This window comes from Streptomyces sp. NPDC091287, assembly GCF_044768525.1.
GTDB lineage: Bacteria > Actinomycetota > Actinomycetes > Streptomycetales > Streptomycetaceae > Streptomyces.
In genome coordinates this window covers 84101-99862 of sequence record NZ_JBIVUV010000022.1, presented here as the reverse complement: position 1 = coordinate 99862, position 15762 = coordinate 84101, and the positions used below count along the sequence as shown (strand labels likewise).

Sequence of the window (15762 nt, the reverse complement as noted above, 5' to 3'; positions counted from 1 at the left end):
CAGCATGTCCTCAACAAGCCCCGGCGCCGCAACCGGGAAACGCCGGGTGGTTCTCACCGGCTTCGGAGTGATCTCCAGTATCGGCATCGGGGCCGAGGAATTCACCGAAAGTCTGCGGGCGGGCCGTAGCGGCGTCAGCCCGATCTCGGTGTTCGACGTCGAGGGCTTCGCCCATGTCAACGGCTGCGAGGTCACCGGATTCGATCCCGAGCAGTGGATTTCCCGTACTCCGGTACGGGAGTTGGGGCGCGCCAGCCGCTTCGCCGTCGCGGCGGCGCGGATGGCGGTGCAGGACGCTGATCTGGACCTCGCGGAACTCGCCGGCCGACGGGGGCTCATCTCCGTCGGCACCACGGACGGCGAGTCCTACGAGCTGGATCAGCTGGTGGCCGCCGAACTCGCCGGAGGACCTCACAGCATGGACGCAGAGGTCGTCCGGCGGGTCTCGGCGGCCCGGCTCTCCACAGCCATCGCGCAGGAACTGGAGCTCACCGACGTCGAGGCGCCCACCATCGCCACGGCCTGTTCCGCGGGCAACTACGCCATCGGGTACGGCTTCGACGCGGTCAGCTCGGGCGAGGTGGAGTTCGCCCTGTGCGGCGGCGCCGACGCGATGTGCCGCAAGACGTTCACCGGCTTCTACCGGCTCGGGACCATCGCGCCCGAGTACTGCCAGCCCTTCGACGCCGACCGCAAGGGCATCCTCACCGGCGAGGGCGCCGGGATCCTGGTCCTGGAGAGCCTGGATTCCGCACTGGCCCGCGGCGCCACGATCTACGCCGAGGTGCTCGGCTACGGCCTCAACTGCGACGCGTACCATCAGGTCGCGCCCAACGGGGAGAGCGTCGCGCAGTGCATGAGCATCGCCCTGGCGAACGCCGGGGTGAAGCCCGACGAGGTCGACCTGATCTCGGCCCACGGCACCGGCACCAAGGCGAACGACATCACCGAGGCCGGCGCTATCCGCAGCGTCTTCGGCGACGCGACCCCCCGCACCATCTCCCTGAAGTCGATGCTCGGCCACACCATGGGCGCGGCCAGCGCGCTCGGCGCGATCGCCTGCGGCCTCGCCATCACGCACGGCTTCATCCCGCCCACGATCAACCACCACCGGACCGACCCGGAGTGCGATATCGACTGCGTGCCCAACCACGCCGTCGACGCCGATCTGCGGATCGTCCAGAACAACGGCCTCGCGTTCGGCGGCAACAACGCCATCGTGATCCTGGGCAAGTACGACGCGGACGGCGGCCGTCCATGACCTACCCGATCATCGGGGCCGGCGCCGTCAGCAGCATCGGCGGCGACCCGGACGCGATCTTCGCGAGCCTCTGCGAGGGCCGCAGCGGACTCGCCCCCCTCCGCGCCTTCGACCGTTCCCGCTTCAACGCCCAGCAGCTCTTCGAGATCGACGATCGGGAGACCGAGGGCGTCGACGGACCGGGCCGGGCCACCCGCTTCCTCGTCGAGGCGGTCCGCCAGGCCGTCGAGGACGCGGGGCTGGGCGAAGACCTCGCGGAGATCCCCGTACTCGTCGGCACGGGCCTGCGCGAACTGCGCTCCCTGGAGCTGTGGTGGCGCGACGGCGTCCCGTTCGAGGCCGACGGGCTGCACTTCGAGGACGCGCTGCGCAGCCGCTTCGGCGCCGTCGACACCCACACGTTCGCGGGCGCCTGCTCCGCCTCCCTCTACGCCCTGGCGCTCGCCTGGGACCTGTTGGAGGCGGGGGAGGCGGAGACGGTCGTCGTGGCCGGCTGCGACGTGGTCACCGAGAGCATGTTCGGCCAGGCCGACCGGGTCCAGTTCGATCCGCCGTCCTCGGTACGCCCCTTCGACAAGGACCGCGGGGGCACCATCCTCGGCGAGGGCGCGGCAGCCGTCGTCCTGAGCCGCTCCGCCGGGAGCCGCCCGGTGCGCGGCCTGCTGCGCTCGGTCGCCGTCAACTGCGACGCCCACCACCAGACCGCGCCGGACGCGGCGGGCGTCGAGGCGGCCGTACGGCAGGCCCACGAACAGGCCGGTGTGACCCCGCCCGAGATCGACCTGGTGGTGATGCACGGCACCGGCACCCTGCTCAACGACCGTACGGAGGCCACCGTGACCGCGGAGGTCTTCGACGCACCCGGACCGGCCCTCACCGGCATCAAGTCCCTGACCGGGCACACCTCGGGATCGGCCGGGCTGCTCAGCCTGGTCGTGGCGCTGAGCTGCCTGGACAGCGGGACCGTGCCGCACGTCGCCGGCCTGGCCGACCCGCTGCCCGAGGGCGCGGGGCTGCGGCTGGTGGCCGGCGAACCCCTGGTCTCGCCGGTGCGGCTGGCCCAGGTCAACAGCTTCGGCTTCGGCGGGGTCAACGCCGTCGCCGTCGTGGGAGGCGTCGCATGAAGATCGCCGTCACCGGGGTCGCCGTCGCCCTGCCCGGCGCGTCCGACCCGGACGCCCTGCTGCTCCCCGCCCGCCCCGGCGCCGAACCGGTCGACCCCGCCGCCGTGATCGGCCGGAAGGGGCTGCGGTTCAAGGACCGGGCCACCCAACTGGGCCTGCACCTGGCCCATGCGGCGCTTACCGACGCCGGACTGCTCGTGGCCGGCGGACCGGCCGCCGCCGGGGAGCGGCTGGCCACCGTGGTCAGCTCCAACCTCGGCAACACCGACACCGTGTGCCGGGCCGTGGAGACCATAGCCAAGGAGTCCACCGGGGTCCTCAGCCCCATGGACACCCCGAACGCCTCCAGCAACATCATCGCCTCGGAGACCGCGATCCGGTTCGGCCTCCGCGGCCCCAACCTGACCGTGTGCAACGGGCGGGGCTCGGGGCTGGACGCGGTGCGCTGGGCCGCCCTGATGCTGCGCACCGGACGCGCCGACCACGTCCTGGTGACCGGAGTCGAACCGGACAACGAGGTGACCCGCAGGCTCGTCGACGGGCCGGTCGCCGACGGCGGCGCGGCCGTGGTCCTCAGCCGCGACACGACGCGCGCCAAGGCGCTGCTGGGCCCGGTGTTCCGGACGGCGGAGGCGGCGGGGACCGCCGCCCGGCTGGCCCTCCGGGCGCCCGGTGGCGACCTCTGGCTCTGCACCGACGAGGACCTGGCGCCCTCCTCCGCACGACGGATCGGGCTCACCGGCTGGGGAGAGCTCTCGGGCGCCCTCGGCGTGGTGCAGTGCGCCGCCGCCGCGGGCTGGTTCGCCCAGGGGCACGACGGTCCGGCGTACGCCGTGGCCGGCGCGGCCGGGGCCGTCCTGCTGCCCCCGGAGCGCACCCCATGAGGAACGTCGTACTGCTCCACGGGCTCGCCAACAACGAGGCCATCTGGTCCGGCCTGAAGGGGCACTGGCCGGCGGACGTGGAGGTTCACGCCCCTCGGCTGCCCTGGCACAGCGGCGGCATCGCCGGCTGGCGGCACGAGACCGACTCGGCGGCCCGGCTCGGGGAGGTCCTGGACGCCGTGCCCGGCGGCCCGGACGTGGTGGTGGCGCACTCGTTCAGCTCGGTGGTCCTGCTCGACCTGCTCGGCCGCCGGGCGGAGGCCGGCGACCCGCTGAACCTGCCGGCCGTGGTCCTCGTCAACCCGTTCTACCGGAGCGACGCGGACGACTTCCACTGGGACATGATCGCCCCGACCCTGGCCGACTTCCCGCGCACCATGGCCGAGTCGATCAGGCTGCGGACGCCCGGCCGCGCCGTCGACCCGGAGCTGCTCGCGGACATGGCCCGGCGGATGACCGAGTGGATCGGCCCCTACGGCTGGCTCCGGTTCTTCGACGCCTATCTGCGCACGCCGCTGTTCCGCGTGGACCTGATCGAGACCCCGGCCCTGGTCATCGGCGGCGGGGACGACCTGTCCGCGCCCCCCGAGCAGGCGCGCCGGCTGGCGGCCCGGCTGCCGGCCGGCCGGTCGCTGACCGTCCCCGGCTGCGGTCACTTCCCGATGCTCGAACGACCCGCCTGGTTCACGAGCACCGTGCACGCCTTCCTCGACCGGACCCCGGAACAACCGTTGGCCGTCACCTGATCCCGGCCCGCGTTCATCCCACCCCGATCCGCCCCGACCCGAAGGAGTCCGTGATGGGCCCGACGCCCCATCCCGCTGTCACGGCGCTGCTGGAGACCCCGACGACGGGGCGCCTGCGCCCCCTCTTCGAGGGAAACAACATCAGCTTCGCCATCGGCTTCAAGCACATCAACTACGTTGCCGAGGCAGCGGTGCTCAACCACTTCAGAGAGGCGGGACTGCCCGTAGGGGACCTGTACCGGCGGTTCGGCCTCGGGTTCGACGTGGTCGACATCCACTCCCGCCTCGGCGCCCTGCTCGCCGTCGACGACGAGGTCGAGGCCGTGGTCACCCCGGTGACCAAGGACGGTGCGGACCGGCTCCGCTTCAAGGTCGAGCAGTTCGTCGAGCGCGACGGCAAGCGGGTCAAGTGCGCGGGCTCGACGATCCTGGTCGCCCTGCGGATCGACGACCACATCACCGCCGAGGAGCCCTGGCCGACCGGCCTGGAGCGGTTCACCACCGCCCGCCTGGGCGACGGCGAGCGCCTGGAGATCGCGGCGACCCCGCGACCGTACGGCGAGTTCACCGCGGGCCGCGGCACCAGCACCGACCCGGTGCTGAACGAAGTCATCGGGGAGACCAACGCGTTCGGCTGGCGCTGGCGCATGGGCTACTTCTACTGCCACTTCAACGAGCGCGTCCAGATGTCCGGATTCCTGCGGGTGATGGAGGAGGTCGAGGACCTCTTCCTCGCCGACCGCGGCCTGGCCATCAAGGAGGTCCTCGACACCCGGGGCTGGATCCCCGTCGTGACCCAGTCCCGCATCGAGCTGCTCGACGAGACCGTGATGGAGGAGGAGCTCTACACCGTCTACACGGTCGAGAACGTCTTCAAGACCCTGCTCTACACCTGCCGCATGGACTGCTACGTGCTGCGCGACGGCCATCTGGTGAAGACCGCCACCGGCTCCATCACCCACGGCTACCTGCACGAGACGGCCCCCAACCAGTGGGAGATGGCCGAGTTCGACCAGTCCACGGTCGAGGCCCTCACCACCCCCCGCAAGGCGGCGTCATGAGCACCCCGGTGACCGACCGCCCGGTGATCACCGGCTGGTCCGCGGTCTCCCCGTTCGGCCTCGGGGCCGATGCCTTCGCCGAGGGACTGCGCGAACAGCGCTCCACGGTGGCCCCGGTGGACACCGCCCGCTGGAAGGTGCCCACCTCCCGGGCCCACCTGGTACCCGGCTTCGAGACCCGGGAGGTGCTGGGCAAGAAGGGCACCCGCTCCATGGACCGGGTCACCGGACTGGCCGTCGCCGCCGTCGGCTCCCTCCTGGACCAGCCCGGTTCGGTGAAGGAGTCGGAGACCGGGGAACGCGCCGCTCTCGTGCTGGCCACCACCACCGGCAGCGCGGCCAGCATGATGGACTTCACCCGCAGCTCGCTCGTGGGCGACCGGCCCTACGACGTGGACCCGGCGGTCATGCCCAATGCCGTGATGAACTGCGCGGCCGGGCAGTGCGCCATCTGGTACGGCATCAAGGGCCCCAACACCACGCTCGCGGGCGGCCGTGCGGCCGGACTGCTGGCGCTCAACTACGCCACCCGGCTGCTGGCTTCGGGCCGCGCGGACACGGTGCTCTGCGCCGCCGCCGAGGAGTACTCGGCCGCCCGCTACTGGCTGGAGAGGCACAGCCGGGGACCCGAGGCGCCCAGCGTCGCGCTCGGCGAGGGCGCGGCCGTCCTCCTGATCCAGCCGGCCTCCACCGTCACACCCGACCGCCCCGCCCTCGCCGAAGTGCTCGCCGTGCGCACACGGGTGGCCACCGGCCATCTGGTGCGCCCGGCCCTGGAGGCCTGCGTGCGCTCCGCCCTGGAGGCCGCCGGGGTGGAGGCATCCGAGGTGTGGGCCGCGAGCCCGTCGGAGGCGCCGGGGCTCCTCGGCCACGTGGAGCGTGAGGTCCTCGGCGAGATCTGCGGGGACACGGCGGTGCGGCGGATTCCGGCTGTCGGCCGACTCGGTGACGTCTCCGCCGCCTCCGGTTCGTTCCAGATCGCCACCGTCCTCGCCGCCGCGCCCCGTACGGGCGGGAGCATCGCCCTGGTGACGTCCGCCGACCGCGACGGCTCCCTCGCCTGCGCCGTGCTGAAGCTCCGGGACGCACGATGACCGCCGCCCCGCGGGTCCGCGTGAGCCCGGTCGCCGCCGAGGTGCGGGTGGAGACCCGGACCGAGGACGGTCTGACCGCCGTCGCGCGGGCCGAGGTCCGGGAGAGCGAACCGGTCTTCGCCGGCCACTACCCGGACTTCCCGATCTTCCCCGGGGTCTGCGTGCTGGAGTGCGTGCAGCGGGCGGCGACCGACGGGGAAACCGCCCCGGCCCCCTCCGACCTCGCCGCCGTCGAGTCGGCGCGGTTCGCCGGGGCCGTCTACCCGGGAGACACCCTCCACCTGACCCTCACGTGGCGCCCCACGGAGGCCGGCCTGCGCTGCGACGCCGTGGCCGTCACCCAGCGGGGCAAGGCCGCCACCGTGCGGCTGCGCTACACGACCGCCGGAGGTGAGCGATGACCGCGCCCGCACCCGCCCTGCCCCGGGTCACCGACCTGCTGCCGCACCGCTACCCGATGCTGCTCGTGGACCGGGTGACCGAACTCGTGCCCGGCGAGCGGATCCGTACCGTCAAGGCGATCACGCTCAACGAGCCCTGGTACGCCGGGATATCGGCCGACGCCCCGTTCGACTACCCGCCGTCCCTGCTCATCGAGTCCTGGGGCCAGTCCGCCGGACTCCTCGCCTCTGCGGTCGCCGAAGCGCCGCAGGGCCAGGTGATGCTGTTCGGCTCCGTCGCGGACGCCGCGTTCCTCCTGCCCGTCCTCCCGGGCGACGTGATCGAGCACCGGGTGAGCATCACCCGGACCCTCACCGACTCGGTGATCTTCGAGGGCAGCAGCCACCGGGGGGACGACACCGTGATGACCGTGACGCGGATGGTGATGGCCTTCCGCGCCGCGGAACTGCTTCGCCCCGCCGACCCCGCCGAAACGCGGCCCACCACCCCGTCGTCCCCAGGAAAGGCCGTCCGATGACCGACACCAGGCCCGTAGCCCTGATCAGCGGGGGTTCCCGCGGAATCGGCCGTGCCGCCGTGCTGAAGCTCGCGGCGGACGGCTACGACATCAGTTTCTGCTACCGCTCGCAGACGGAGACGGCGGAGGTCCTGGCGAAGGAGGCCGAGGTGCTGGGCGCCCGGGTGCTCCACCGCCGGGTCGACGTCAGCGACGCCGCCGCCGTACGCGACTGGGTCGCCGCGACCGAGACGGACCTCGGCCCCATCGAGGCCGCCATCCCCTCGGCCGGCATCACCCGCGACAAGGCGCTGGTGATGATGTCCGACGACGAGTGGAGCTCCGTCCTCTCCACCAACCTCGACGGCGTCTTCCACATCTGCCGCTCGGTCGCCTTCGGGATGATGAAACGCCGGCGCGGCAGCATCGTCACCATCTCGTCGGTGGCGGGCGTCTACGGCAACGCCACCCAGACGAACTACGCCGCGTCCAAGGCCGGGATCATCGGCCTGTCGAGGTCCCTGGCCAAGGAGGTCGGCCGCTACGGCATCCGCGTCAACGCGGTGGCGCCCGGCTTCGTCGACACCGACATGGTCGCCGCCGTCTCCGAGAAGATCCGCGACGAGGCCCTCGCGGGCGTCGCGCTCGGCCGGATGGGCACCGCCGACGAAGTCGCCGAGCTGGTCGTCTTCCTGGCCTCCGACCGCGCGAGCTACATCACGGGATCCGTGTTCCAGATAGACGGGGGGATCGCCCTGTGAGCAGCGCCAACCGCAGGAAGAAGAACCCCAGATGGTACTTCTCGCTGCGCAGCCCGTACTCGTGGTTCGCCTACCGCGACCTCAGCGAGAAGCACCCGGACGTGCTCGACCGGATCGAGTGGATTCCCTACTGGGAACCGGACGAGGAGTCCACCCACCTGCTCTCCCAGGCCGGGGTCACCCTGCCGGTGATGCCCATGCACCGCTCGAAGAACTTCTACATCCTGCGTGACGCGCGCCGCTGGGCGCACGCGCGTGGCTGGCAGGTGACCTGGCCGGTGGACCGCGCCCCGCACTGGGAGGTGTCGCACCTCGCCTACCTCGCGGCCGAGGAGCGCGGCCTGGGCCGTCAGTTCGTCGACCTGGCCTACCGGGCGCGCTGGAACCAGGGCCTGGACCTCGCGGAGCGCTCGACCATCGTCGGCATCGCGGGCGAGCTGGGCCTCGACCCGTCGATCGCCGACGCGGTCGACGACCCCGACCTGCGGATCAGAGGCGTGGAGTGCCTGATCGCCGCGTACCACGACGACGCCTTCGGGGTGCCGTTCTTCATGCACGGCCGTGAGGCGTTCTGGGGCGCCGAGCGGGTCGGGGCGTTCGTGTCCGCCGTGCGTGGCGAGGAGTGGGACGGCCTCAGCGACGCGCCGTTCGACGCGCCCCCGTTCACCGCGGTGGTTCCGGACCAGGGCGACCCGTCCGACAGGAGAGAGCGATGAACGCGACCGGAGCACCCCAGCGGATCGTCCCGCGCTGGGTGCCACCGCCGTCGCCCGGGCAGCAGGCGCGGACCACGCACGAGGATCTGATCCGCCCGGTCCCGCTCCGGCTCGCCGCCCGGGTCCGGCTGCTCGCCCGCCGCTCGGGCGTCGGCTGGGAGGCACTCCTGCTCGCCGCCCACACCGCCGTCCTCACCGCCGTCGGCGGCGAGTCCTCGGTGGTGAGCGGCTACCGTGCGCCCGGACGGGCCGACGCGCTCCGGCCGGTGGGCCTCTCGCTCCGGGGCGAGACCTGGCGCGAGCTGACCGCCGCAGCCGGACAGGCCGCCGCCACCCCCGTCGAGGCGGCGTTCGAGACCGTACTGGACCTGGGGCGGACGGAGGGGGAGCCGGCCGAGCCGCTCGCGGACACCGTGCTCACGGCCGCGCTGCGCCGTGGCCCCGACGGTCTCGCGCTGCTGATCCGCCACCGTACCGACGTGCTGGACGCCGAAGCGGCCGGCCGGATCGCCGGGTACTACCTCGCGGCCGTCGGGCAGCTCGTGGCGGAGCCGGACGCGCCGGCCCGCGGCAAGAGCCTGCTCTCCGCCGCCGAACTCCACCACCAGCTGGTCGAGCTCTCGGGCCCCGTAAGGGAGTTGCCCGACAAGCGGTTCCATGAACTGTTCGAGGACCAGGTCGCGCTGCGGCCCCTGGACATCGCGGCCGTGCACGGCGAGGACACCTGGACGTACGAGGAGCTCAACACCCGGGCCAACCGGATCGCGCACGCGCTCCTGGCCCGGGACCTGGGGGACGAGGCCGTCGTGGCCGTCGTCACCGAGCGCAACCTGGACTGGCTCGCCGCGGTCATCGGCGTCTTCAAGGCCGGCGCCGCCTATCTGCCGATCGAGCCGCACGCCCCCGTCGACCGGATGTCCCGCACCCTGGTCCGCAGCGGCTGCCGGCTGGTCCTGACCGAGCACGGCGGCCCGGACCACGCGCGGCGGGCCGCGCCGTCCGGCGTCGAACTCCTCGACGTCGGCGCCGCCCTGGCCGAGGACCGCCCCGGCCGCGACCCGGGCGTGCGCGTCGGCCCCGGCCGACTCGCCTACCTGTACTTCACCTCGGGCTCCACCGGCGAGCCCAAGGGAGCGATGTGCGAGCACGCCGGGTTCCTCAACCATCTGTACGCCAAGATCGACGACCAGGGGATCGGCGCGGGCCACGTGGTCGCCCAGACCGCGCCGCAGTCCTTCGACATCTCCCTGTGGCAGCTGGTCGCCGCCCTGGTCGTGGGCGGACGCACGCTGATCGTCGAACAGGAGGCCGTCCTCGACGTCGACCGCTACCTCGACACGATCGAGCGGGGCGAGGTCTCCGTGCTCCAGGCCGTCCCCTCCTATCTGGAGGTGGTGCTCAGCCGGCTGGAGGAACGCCCCCGCGCGCTGCCCTCCCTGCGCTGCGTCTCGGTCACCGGTGAGGCGCTCAAGAAGGAACTCGCCGTCCGGTGGTTCGCGCGCTTCCCGCACATCGCCCTGATGAACGCCTACGGCCTCACGGAGACGTCGGACGACACCAACCACGAGGTCATGACCTCCGTGCCGGTAGGGGACTCGGTCCCGCTCGGGCGCGCGGTCGGCAACGTCGCCGTGTACGTCGTCGACGAGGACCTGCGGCCGGTACCGCTCGGCGCGCCGGGCGAGATCGTCCTCTCCGGCGTCTGCGTGGGACGCGGGTACGTCAACGACCCCGAGCGCAGCGCGGAGGCCTTCGGCGAGGATCCGCACCGGCCCGGACAGCGGCTCTACCGCTCGGGCGACTTCGGCCGCCGGCTGCCGGGCGGCTCCGTGGAATTCCTCGGCCGGCGCGACGCACAGATCAAGATCCGTGGCTTCCGCATCGAGATCGGGGAGATCGAGAACCAGCTGCTGCGGCTGCCCGGAGTCCGCGACGGTGCGGTCGTCGTCGTGGAGTCGCCCGACCGGGGCCGCCATCTGGTCGGCTTCCAGGCCGGTTCGGCCGAGCCGTCCGACGCCCTGCGCGAGCGGCTGGAGCAGGCGCTGCCCGCGTACATGGTGCCGGACCGGCTGGAGCCCCTCGACGCGCTGCCGCTCACCCCGAACGGCAAGACGGACAGGCGCGCCCTGCGCATCCTCGCCGCCGAACTCGCCCTGGTCGCCGAGCAGGGACACGCCGACGCGTACGAGGCACCCCGCCCCGGCACCGAACTGCGGCTCGCCGAGGCATGGGCCGCCGTGCTGAAACTGCCCCTGGAACGGATCGGCCGCACCGCCGACTTCTTTCTGCTGGGCGGCACGTCCCTCTCCGCCGTACGGCTCATCGTCCGGATGGAGCGGGCCTTCACCCTGCACGACATGGCGCGGCGCCCGAGGCTCGACGCCCTCGCCGCGTTCCTCGACGACCCGGAGGCCGGCACCGAGGACGCGCCCGCGGACGGTGGCCGGGAGACGCCCGCCGCGAACGGCGCGTCCGCCGGACCCGCCGCCGCGCCCCGTACCTCCCTGGAAGCAGCCCCGTTCGACGTGGTCAGGACCGAGGGCCGGCCCGCCGTGCTCACCCTGGACGGCCCCGCCCCCGAGGACCCGGCGGCCTGGGCGGCGGAGAACGCCGTCCGGGTACGGGCCACGGTGGCGGAGCACGGTGCGCTGCTGGTGCGGGGCCTCGGCCTGCGGGACGCGGAAACCGTCGGCCGGGTCGGCCGCGGACTCCTGCACCAGGTGATGACCGAACGTGAGGGCTTCGCCCCGAGGCAGCGGCTCACGGACGGCGTGTACACCTCCTCCGAGTGGCCCGTCGACCAGCCCATGTGCATGCACCACGAGCTGAGTTACGCCCGTGAGGTGCCCGGCACCCTGCTCTTCGCCTGCCTCACCGCACCCGAATCGGGCGGCGCCACCGGTGTCTCCGACTCCTCCGACGTCCTGGAGGCGCTCCCCGCCGAGCTGGTGGCGCGCTTCGAGGCCGAGGGGTGGCTCGTCGACCGCAACTACACCGACACGGTGGGCGTCGGCCTGGAGGACGCCTTCGGCACGACCGACCGCGCGGCCATCGAGGCCTACTGCGCGGAGCGGGGCATCGAGTGCCGCCCGCAGTCCAACGGCGACCTGCTCACCCGGCAGTACGCCGCCGCCGTGCTCACCCACCCGGTGACCGGTCGGCGCGGCTGGTTCAACCAGATCGCCTTCCTCAACGAGTGGACCCTCGACCCGATCGTCCGCGAGTACCTCAAGTTCGAGTTCGGCGACGCCGGACTGCCTTTCAACAGCCTTTACGGCAACGGCGCGAGCCTCGACGAGGAGACCGTGCTCGCGATCAACGCGGTGTACGAGAAGCACACGCTCCGCGAGCCGTGGCGGGCGGGCGACCTCCTCGTCGTGGACAACCTCCGGATGGCGCACGGCAGGGAGCCCTACGAGGGGGACCGGCGGATCGCGGTCGTCCTCGGCGACCCGGTCACCGTGCCGGCCCCCCACTGACCGGCCTCTTCCCACCGCACCTCCAGCCCATGGATGGAGTCCCATGTCCCACCAGCCGCTCGTGCCGTCCTTCGCCGTCATCACCGGCGCACAGGTGGCACAGGTTCTCACCGGCAGCGAGAAGCAGGTCGTGAACCTGGTCGAGGACGTCTACCGGCTGCACGGCCGGGGCGACTCGGTCAATCCGCCCTCGTACTTCCTGCGGTTCCCGGACCGCCCCAGCTCCCGGATCATCGCCCTGCCCGCCTCGGTGGGCGGCGACCGTCCCACCGACGGCCTGAAGTGGATCTCCAGCTTCCCGGAGAACGTGGCCGCGGGCATCCCGCGGGCCTCCGCCGTCCTCATCCTCAACGACCACGCGACGGGCTATCCGTTCGCCTGCCTGGAGAGCTCCATCATCAGCGCCTCCAGGACCGCCGCCTCGGCGGCCCTCGCCGCCGACCGGCTCAGCGGGGCCGAACGCCCGCGCCGCATCGGCTTCATCGGCACCGGCCTCATCGCCCGCTATGTCCACCACTACCTGGAGGCCACCGGCTGGACCTTCGACGAGCTCGGCGTTCACGACCTGTCCGCGGCGCACGGCGAGGCGTTCGCGGACTACCTCGGCGGGCGCGGGGACGCCCCCGTCGTGGTGCACGGGACGGCCGAGGAACTGATCCGGGAAAGTGACCTGGTGGTCTTCGCCACCGTCGCCGGGAGCCCCCATGTGCACGACCCCTCCTGGTTCGCCCACAACCCGCTGGTCCTCAACGTGTCGCTGCGGGACCTGGCGCCGGAGATCCTGCTCGCGTCCGCCAACATCGTCGACGACGTCGAGCACTGCCTGAAGGCGGACACCTCCCCCCACCTGACCGAACAGCTCACCGGGAACCGCGACTTCATCAACGGCACCCTCTGCGACGTGATCGAGGGCCGGGTCGAGCTGCCCGGGGACCGCCCCGTCGTGTTCTCGCCGTTCGGTCTCGGCGTGCTCGACATCGCCCTCGGCCGCTACGTCCACGACCAGCTGCGCGACGCGGGCGTACTCGGCGTCGTCGACGGTTTCTTCCACGAGCTCGACCGCTACGGTCGCGCCCGCGCCTGACTGCCTGCCTGACTGACTGATTGAGAAACGGTGATGAAGTGACGGTCATATCCGCTCCCTACGAAATAAACGTCGACGACGTCTTCGTGGATCTGCTGCCCGTCTTCGACGTCCCCCTGTTTCTCAAGTGCGAGGGGATCAATCTCGCGGGCTCGGTCAAGCTGAAGGCCGCCCTGGAAATGGTGCTGGCCGCCGAACGCGAAGGCACGCTCACCCCGGGCGACGTGCTTGTGGAGTCCTCGTCCGGCAATCTCGGTGTGGCGCTCAGCATGATCGCGGCCCACCGGGGATACGGCTTCGTCTGCGTCACCGACAGCCGCTGCAACCCGGCCAGCCGCCGCCTGATGGAGTCGTTCGGCGCCCGGGTGCTGGTCATCTCGCGCCCCGACAAGCACCGGGGCCTGCTGGGCGCCCGCATCGACTACGTACAGCGGCTCGTCGACTACGACCCCAACTACGTGTGGCTCAACCAGTACGTGAACCCGCACAACTGGCTCGCGCACTACCGGTCGACCGGCCCAGCCGTCGCCGCCCAGTTCCCGGAGCTGGACGTGCTCTTCGTCGGCGCCGGAACCACCGGGACCCTCATGGGCTGCGCCCGCTACTTCCGCGAGACGCGGCCGCGGACGAGGATCGTGGCCGTCGACAGCGTCGGCTCCGTGACCTTCGGCGGCCCCGCCCTGACCCGGCACATACCCGGCCTCGGGGCGGGTGTACGGCCCCAGTTGCTCGACGACGGGCTCGTCGACGACGTCGTGATGGTGCCCGAGCGGGACACCCTGGAGAGCTGCCACACCCTCGCGCAGCGAGGCTTCCTGTTCGGCGGCTCCACCGGGACGGTCGTGAGCGGCGCGCTGCGCTGGCTGGCCGGCCGGCCCGACGAGGAGCGGCTCACCGCGGTCGCCCTCTCCCCGGACCAGGGCGACCGCTATCTCGACTCGGTGTACGACCCCGCGTGGGTGGAGGAGCGCTTCGGCGCACCGCACACCTGGGACGCCGTCCCCGCGGCCCCGGCCGACCTGCCTCCTCTGGTGACGAGCGCCGGCTGAGCCCGCACAGGTCCGCACGGGACACCTCATCGCTCTCTTCGAGACAAGGAATAGCGTCGTGCACAAGCCAATCGTTCTGATCGCCGAGGAACTCTCTCCCGCCACCGTCGACACCCTCGGGTCGGATGTCGAGATCCTGAGCTGTTCCGGCGCCGACCGGAGGCTCAAGGTGATCGGCCGGGCCGGGGCCGGCCTGGACAACGCCCGCGCCCGGGGCCTGGAGCGGACCGGATGAATGGCTACGACTGGCTGCTGGACCAGCTGGAACGCAGGCAGGCGCGGTTCCGGCTGATGGACCACGCCCCGGAGGGCCGCACGGACCTCGCCAGCGTCCTGCGTCAGCACTCCCTCGCCCAGGCGGCCAAATGTCTGGTCGTCCGGGTCGCCACGGGCCGGCGGTCCCGGCGGTACGTCCTGGCGGTCGTGCCCGGTGACCGCAAGGTCGACCTGGACGTGCTCCGGGACATGTACGCGGGCAAGGAGGCGTCGTTCGCGACGCGCGACGTGGCCGAGCGGCTGGCGGGCAGCGTCAGCGGATCGGTGATGCCCTTCGCACGCCACCCCGAACTCGAACTGGTGGCAGACCCCGGACTGCTGGTCCACGACGAGATCTTCTTCAACGCGGCACGCCTCGACCGGTCGGTGGCCCTGGCCACGGAGGACTACGTGGCGATGGCCCTGCCGCGGGTACACCCCATCACCCGGCTCTCCGTCGACCGACTGCCCATCGCCCCGAGCCTCACAGCCCCAAGGATGACCGGATGAACGTCGCCGCCCACCGCACCGCACCGCCATCGAACGTCGTCGCGGACGGATGGCTGCGCCGCTACCCCGCGACGGCGGGCGTCCGCCGCAGGCTGCTGGTCCTGCCGCACGCGGGCGGCTCGGCCGGTTTCTTCCACTCCTGGGGCACCGCGTTCGACAGCGGTACGGAGCTGCTGGTCGCGCGCTACCCCGGACGCCACGACCGGCTGGGCGACCCCTGCATCACGGCGATGGACGAGCTGGCCGACCGGGTGACCGAAGCGGTCCTCCCCTTCCACGACGTACCGCTGTCGCTCTTCGGCCACAGCATGGGAGCCTCGCTCGGTTACGAGGTGGCGCTGCGCCTGGGACGCCTGCACGGCAGGGTTCCGGCGGCTCTGCACGTGTCGAGCCGCAGGCCGCCGCACCGTCTGGCTCCGCGGGCCCTGCACGAACAGGGCGACGACGCGCTGATCGAGGAGGTGCGCCGGCTCGGCGGCACCGACGAGTCGGTCCTGGGCGACCCGGACCTCCGGGAGATCGTCCTGCCCGCCATCCGCGCCGACTTCACGATCGTCGGGACCTATGGACCGCGCCCCGCCGATCCGGTCGGCTGTCCCGTCTACGCGTACATCGGGGACGAGGACCCGAGCAGTTCGGTGGAGGACATGTCGGCGTGGTCCGACGTCGCGTCCGGCGGCTTCCGCCTGGACGTCCTGCCCGGAGGCCATTTCTACCTGGTCGAGCAGCACGAGCCGCTGCTCCGGTCGGTCCTCGCCCGGCTGCGCTCCGCCGACGGCGACCCCCGCCCTTCCCCGACCGCGCTCCGGCCGGGCTCCGTATGAAGCGCCGGCCCCCGGG

15 protein-coding genes and 1 pseudogene are annotated in these 15762 nt (G+C 72.3%); all 16 read left to right on the top strand.

Annotated elements, in window-relative coordinates; all coding sequences use genetic code 11:
• Window positions 1–4: 4 nt before the first annotated feature.
• Window positions 5–1261, top strand: a complete 1257-nt coding sequence (locus tag ACIQRW_RS32010) for a beta-ketoacyl-[acyl-carrier-protein] synthase family protein (protein ID WP_403767005.1) — start codon at window positions 5–7, stop codon at window positions 1259–1261.
• A complete protein-coding gene (locus ACIQRW_RS32005) occupies window positions 1258–2385 on the top strand; it encodes a beta-ketoacyl-[acyl-carrier-protein] synthase family protein (RefSeq protein ID WP_403767003.1) in 1128 nt (375 codons plus the stop codon). Before ACIQRW_RS32010 ends, ACIQRW_RS32005 begins: the two co-directional genes overlap by 4 nt.
• Window positions 2382–3269: a beta-ketoacyl synthase N-terminal-like domain-containing protein gene (locus tag ACIQRW_RS32000; protein ID WP_403767000.1), complete on the top strand. Its 888-nt coding sequence runs from the start codon at window positions 2382–2384 to the stop codon at window positions 3267–3269. Before ACIQRW_RS32005 ends, ACIQRW_RS32000 begins: the two co-directional genes overlap by 4 nt.
• Complete coding sequence (locus ACIQRW_RS31995; protein WP_403766997.1) at window positions 3266–4015, top strand: alpha/beta fold hydrolase; 750 nt, start codon at window positions 3266–3268, stop codon at window positions 4013–4015. The genes ACIQRW_RS32000 and ACIQRW_RS31995 overlap by 4 nt, the downstream gene beginning before the upstream one ends.
• Window positions 4016–4068: 53 nt before the next feature.
• A complete protein-coding gene (locus ACIQRW_RS31990) occupies window positions 4069–5076 on the top strand; it encodes a hypothetical protein (protein WP_403766994.1) in 1008 nt (335 codons plus the stop codon).
• Window positions 5073–6170, top strand: a complete 1098-nt coding sequence (locus tag ACIQRW_RS31985; protein WP_403766991.1) for a beta-ketoacyl synthase N-terminal-like domain-containing protein — start codon at window positions 5073–5075, stop codon at window positions 6168–6170. Before ACIQRW_RS31990 ends, ACIQRW_RS31985 begins: the two co-directional genes overlap by 4 nt.
• Window positions 6167–6571 (top strand): 3-hydroxyacyl-ACP dehydratase FabZ family protein, encoded by a 405-nt coding sequence (locus tag ACIQRW_RS31980; RefSeq protein WP_403766988.1) that lies wholly within the window; start codon window positions 6167–6169, stop codon window positions 6569–6571. The genes ACIQRW_RS31985 and ACIQRW_RS31980 overlap by 4 nt, the downstream gene beginning before the upstream one ends.
• Window positions 6568–7089, top strand: coding sequence for a 3-hydroxyacyl-ACP dehydratase FabZ family protein (locus tag ACIQRW_RS31975; RefSeq protein WP_403766985.1), 522 nt, complete (start codon window positions 6568–6570; stop codon window positions 7087–7089). Before ACIQRW_RS31980 ends, ACIQRW_RS31975 begins: the two co-directional genes overlap by 4 nt.
• Window positions 7086–7829: a 3-oxoacyl-ACP reductase FabG gene (fabG, locus tag ACIQRW_RS31970; protein WP_403766982.1), complete on the top strand. Its 744-nt coding sequence runs from the start codon at window positions 7086–7088 to the stop codon at window positions 7827–7829. The genes ACIQRW_RS31975 and fabG overlap by 4 nt, the downstream gene beginning before the upstream one ends.
• A complete protein-coding gene (locus ACIQRW_RS31965; RefSeq protein ID WP_403766979.1) occupies window positions 7826–8545 on the top strand; it encodes a 2-hydroxychromene-2-carboxylate isomerase in 720 nt (239 codons plus the stop codon). Before fabG ends, ACIQRW_RS31965 begins: the two co-directional genes overlap by 4 nt.
• On the top strand, window positions 8542–12024 hold the full coding sequence (locus tag ACIQRW_RS31960) for an amino acid adenylation domain-containing protein (RefSeq protein WP_403766976.1): 3483 nt from the start codon (window positions 8542–8544) through the stop codon (window positions 12022–12024). Before ACIQRW_RS31965 ends, ACIQRW_RS31960 begins: the two co-directional genes overlap by 4 nt.
• 43 nt (window positions 12025–12067) lie before the next feature.
• Entirely contained in the window at window positions 12068–13108 is a 1041-nt protein-coding gene (gene sbnB, locus ACIQRW_RS31955; RefSeq protein WP_403766973.1) for a 2,3-diaminopropionate biosynthesis protein SbnB, read from the top strand.
• Between the two features lie 38 nt (window positions 13109–13146).
• Window positions 13147–14157: a 2,3-diaminopropionate biosynthesis protein SbnA gene (gene sbnA / locus ACIQRW_RS31950; RefSeq protein ID WP_403766971.1), complete on the top strand. Its 1011-nt coding sequence runs from the start codon at window positions 13147–13149 to the stop codon at window positions 14155–14157.
• Window positions 14158–14215: 58 nt separating this feature from the next.
• Window positions 14216–14389 (top strand): annotated as a pseudogene (locus tag ACIQRW_RS31945) (phosphoglycerate dehydrogenase); the annotation flags it as partial.
• Window positions 14389–14922 (top strand): YbaK/EbsC family protein, encoded by a 534-nt coding sequence (locus ACIQRW_RS31940; RefSeq protein ID WP_403766968.1) that lies wholly within the window; start codon window positions 14389–14391, stop codon window positions 14920–14922. The pseudogene ACIQRW_RS31945 and the gene ACIQRW_RS31940, both read left to right, overlap by 1 nt.
• Complete coding sequence (locus tag ACIQRW_RS31935) at window positions 14919–15746, top strand: thioesterase II family protein (protein ID WP_403766965.1); 828 nt, start codon at window positions 14919–14921, stop codon at window positions 15744–15746. Before ACIQRW_RS31940 ends, ACIQRW_RS31935 begins: the two co-directional genes overlap by 4 nt.
• Window positions 15747–15762: the final 16 nt, after the last annotated feature.

Bases quoted from the DNA above. Each gene is read 5' to 3' on its own strand.
- ACIQRW_RS32010 (WP_403767005.1), top strand. From the start codon at position 5: ATGTCCTCAACAAGCCCCGGCGCCGCAACCGGGAAACGCCGGGTGGTT.
- ACIQRW_RS32005 (WP_403767003.1), top strand. From the start codon at position 1,258: ATGACCTACCCGATCATCGGGGCCGGCGCCGTCAGCAGCATCGGCGGC.
- ACIQRW_RS32000 (WP_403767000.1), top strand. From the start codon at position 2,382: ATGAAGATCGCCGTCACCGGGGTCGCCGTCGCCCTGCCCGGCGCGTCC.
- ACIQRW_RS31995 (WP_403766997.1), top strand. From the start codon at position 3,266: ATGAGGAACGTCGTACTGCTCCACGGGCTCGCCAACAACGAGGCCATC.
- ACIQRW_RS31990 (WP_403766994.1), top strand. From the start codon at position 4,069: ATGGGCCCGACGCCCCATCCCGCTGTCACGGCGCTGCTGGAGACCCCG.
- ACIQRW_RS31985 (WP_403766991.1), top strand. From the start codon at position 5,073: ATGAGCACCCCGGTGACCGACCGCCCGGTGATCACCGGCTGGTCCGCG.
- ACIQRW_RS31980 (WP_403766988.1), top strand. From the start codon at position 6,167: ATGACCGCCGCCCCGCGGGTCCGCGTGAGCCCGGTCGCCGCCGAGGTG.
- ACIQRW_RS31975 (WP_403766985.1), top strand. From the start codon at position 6,568: ATGACCGCGCCCGCACCCGCCCTGCCCCGGGTCACCGACCTGCTGCCG.
- fabG (WP_403766982.1), top strand. From the start codon at position 7,086: ATGACCGACACCAGGCCCGTAGCCCTGATCAGCGGGGGTTCCCGCGGA.
- ACIQRW_RS31960 (WP_403766976.1), top strand. From the start codon at position 8,542: ATGAACGCGACCGGAGCACCCCAGCGGATCGTCCCGCGCTGGGTGCCA.
- sbnB (WP_403766973.1), top strand. From the start codon at position 12,068: ATGTCCCACCAGCCGCTCGTGCCGTCCTTCGCCGTCATCACCGGCGCA.
- ACIQRW_RS31940 (WP_403766968.1), top strand. From the start codon at position 14,389: ATGAATGGCTACGACTGGCTGCTGGACCAGCTGGAACGCAGGCAGGCG.
- ACIQRW_RS31935 (WP_403766965.1), top strand. From the start codon at position 14,919: ATGAACGTCGCCGCCCACCGCACCGCACCGCCATCGAACGTCGTCGCG.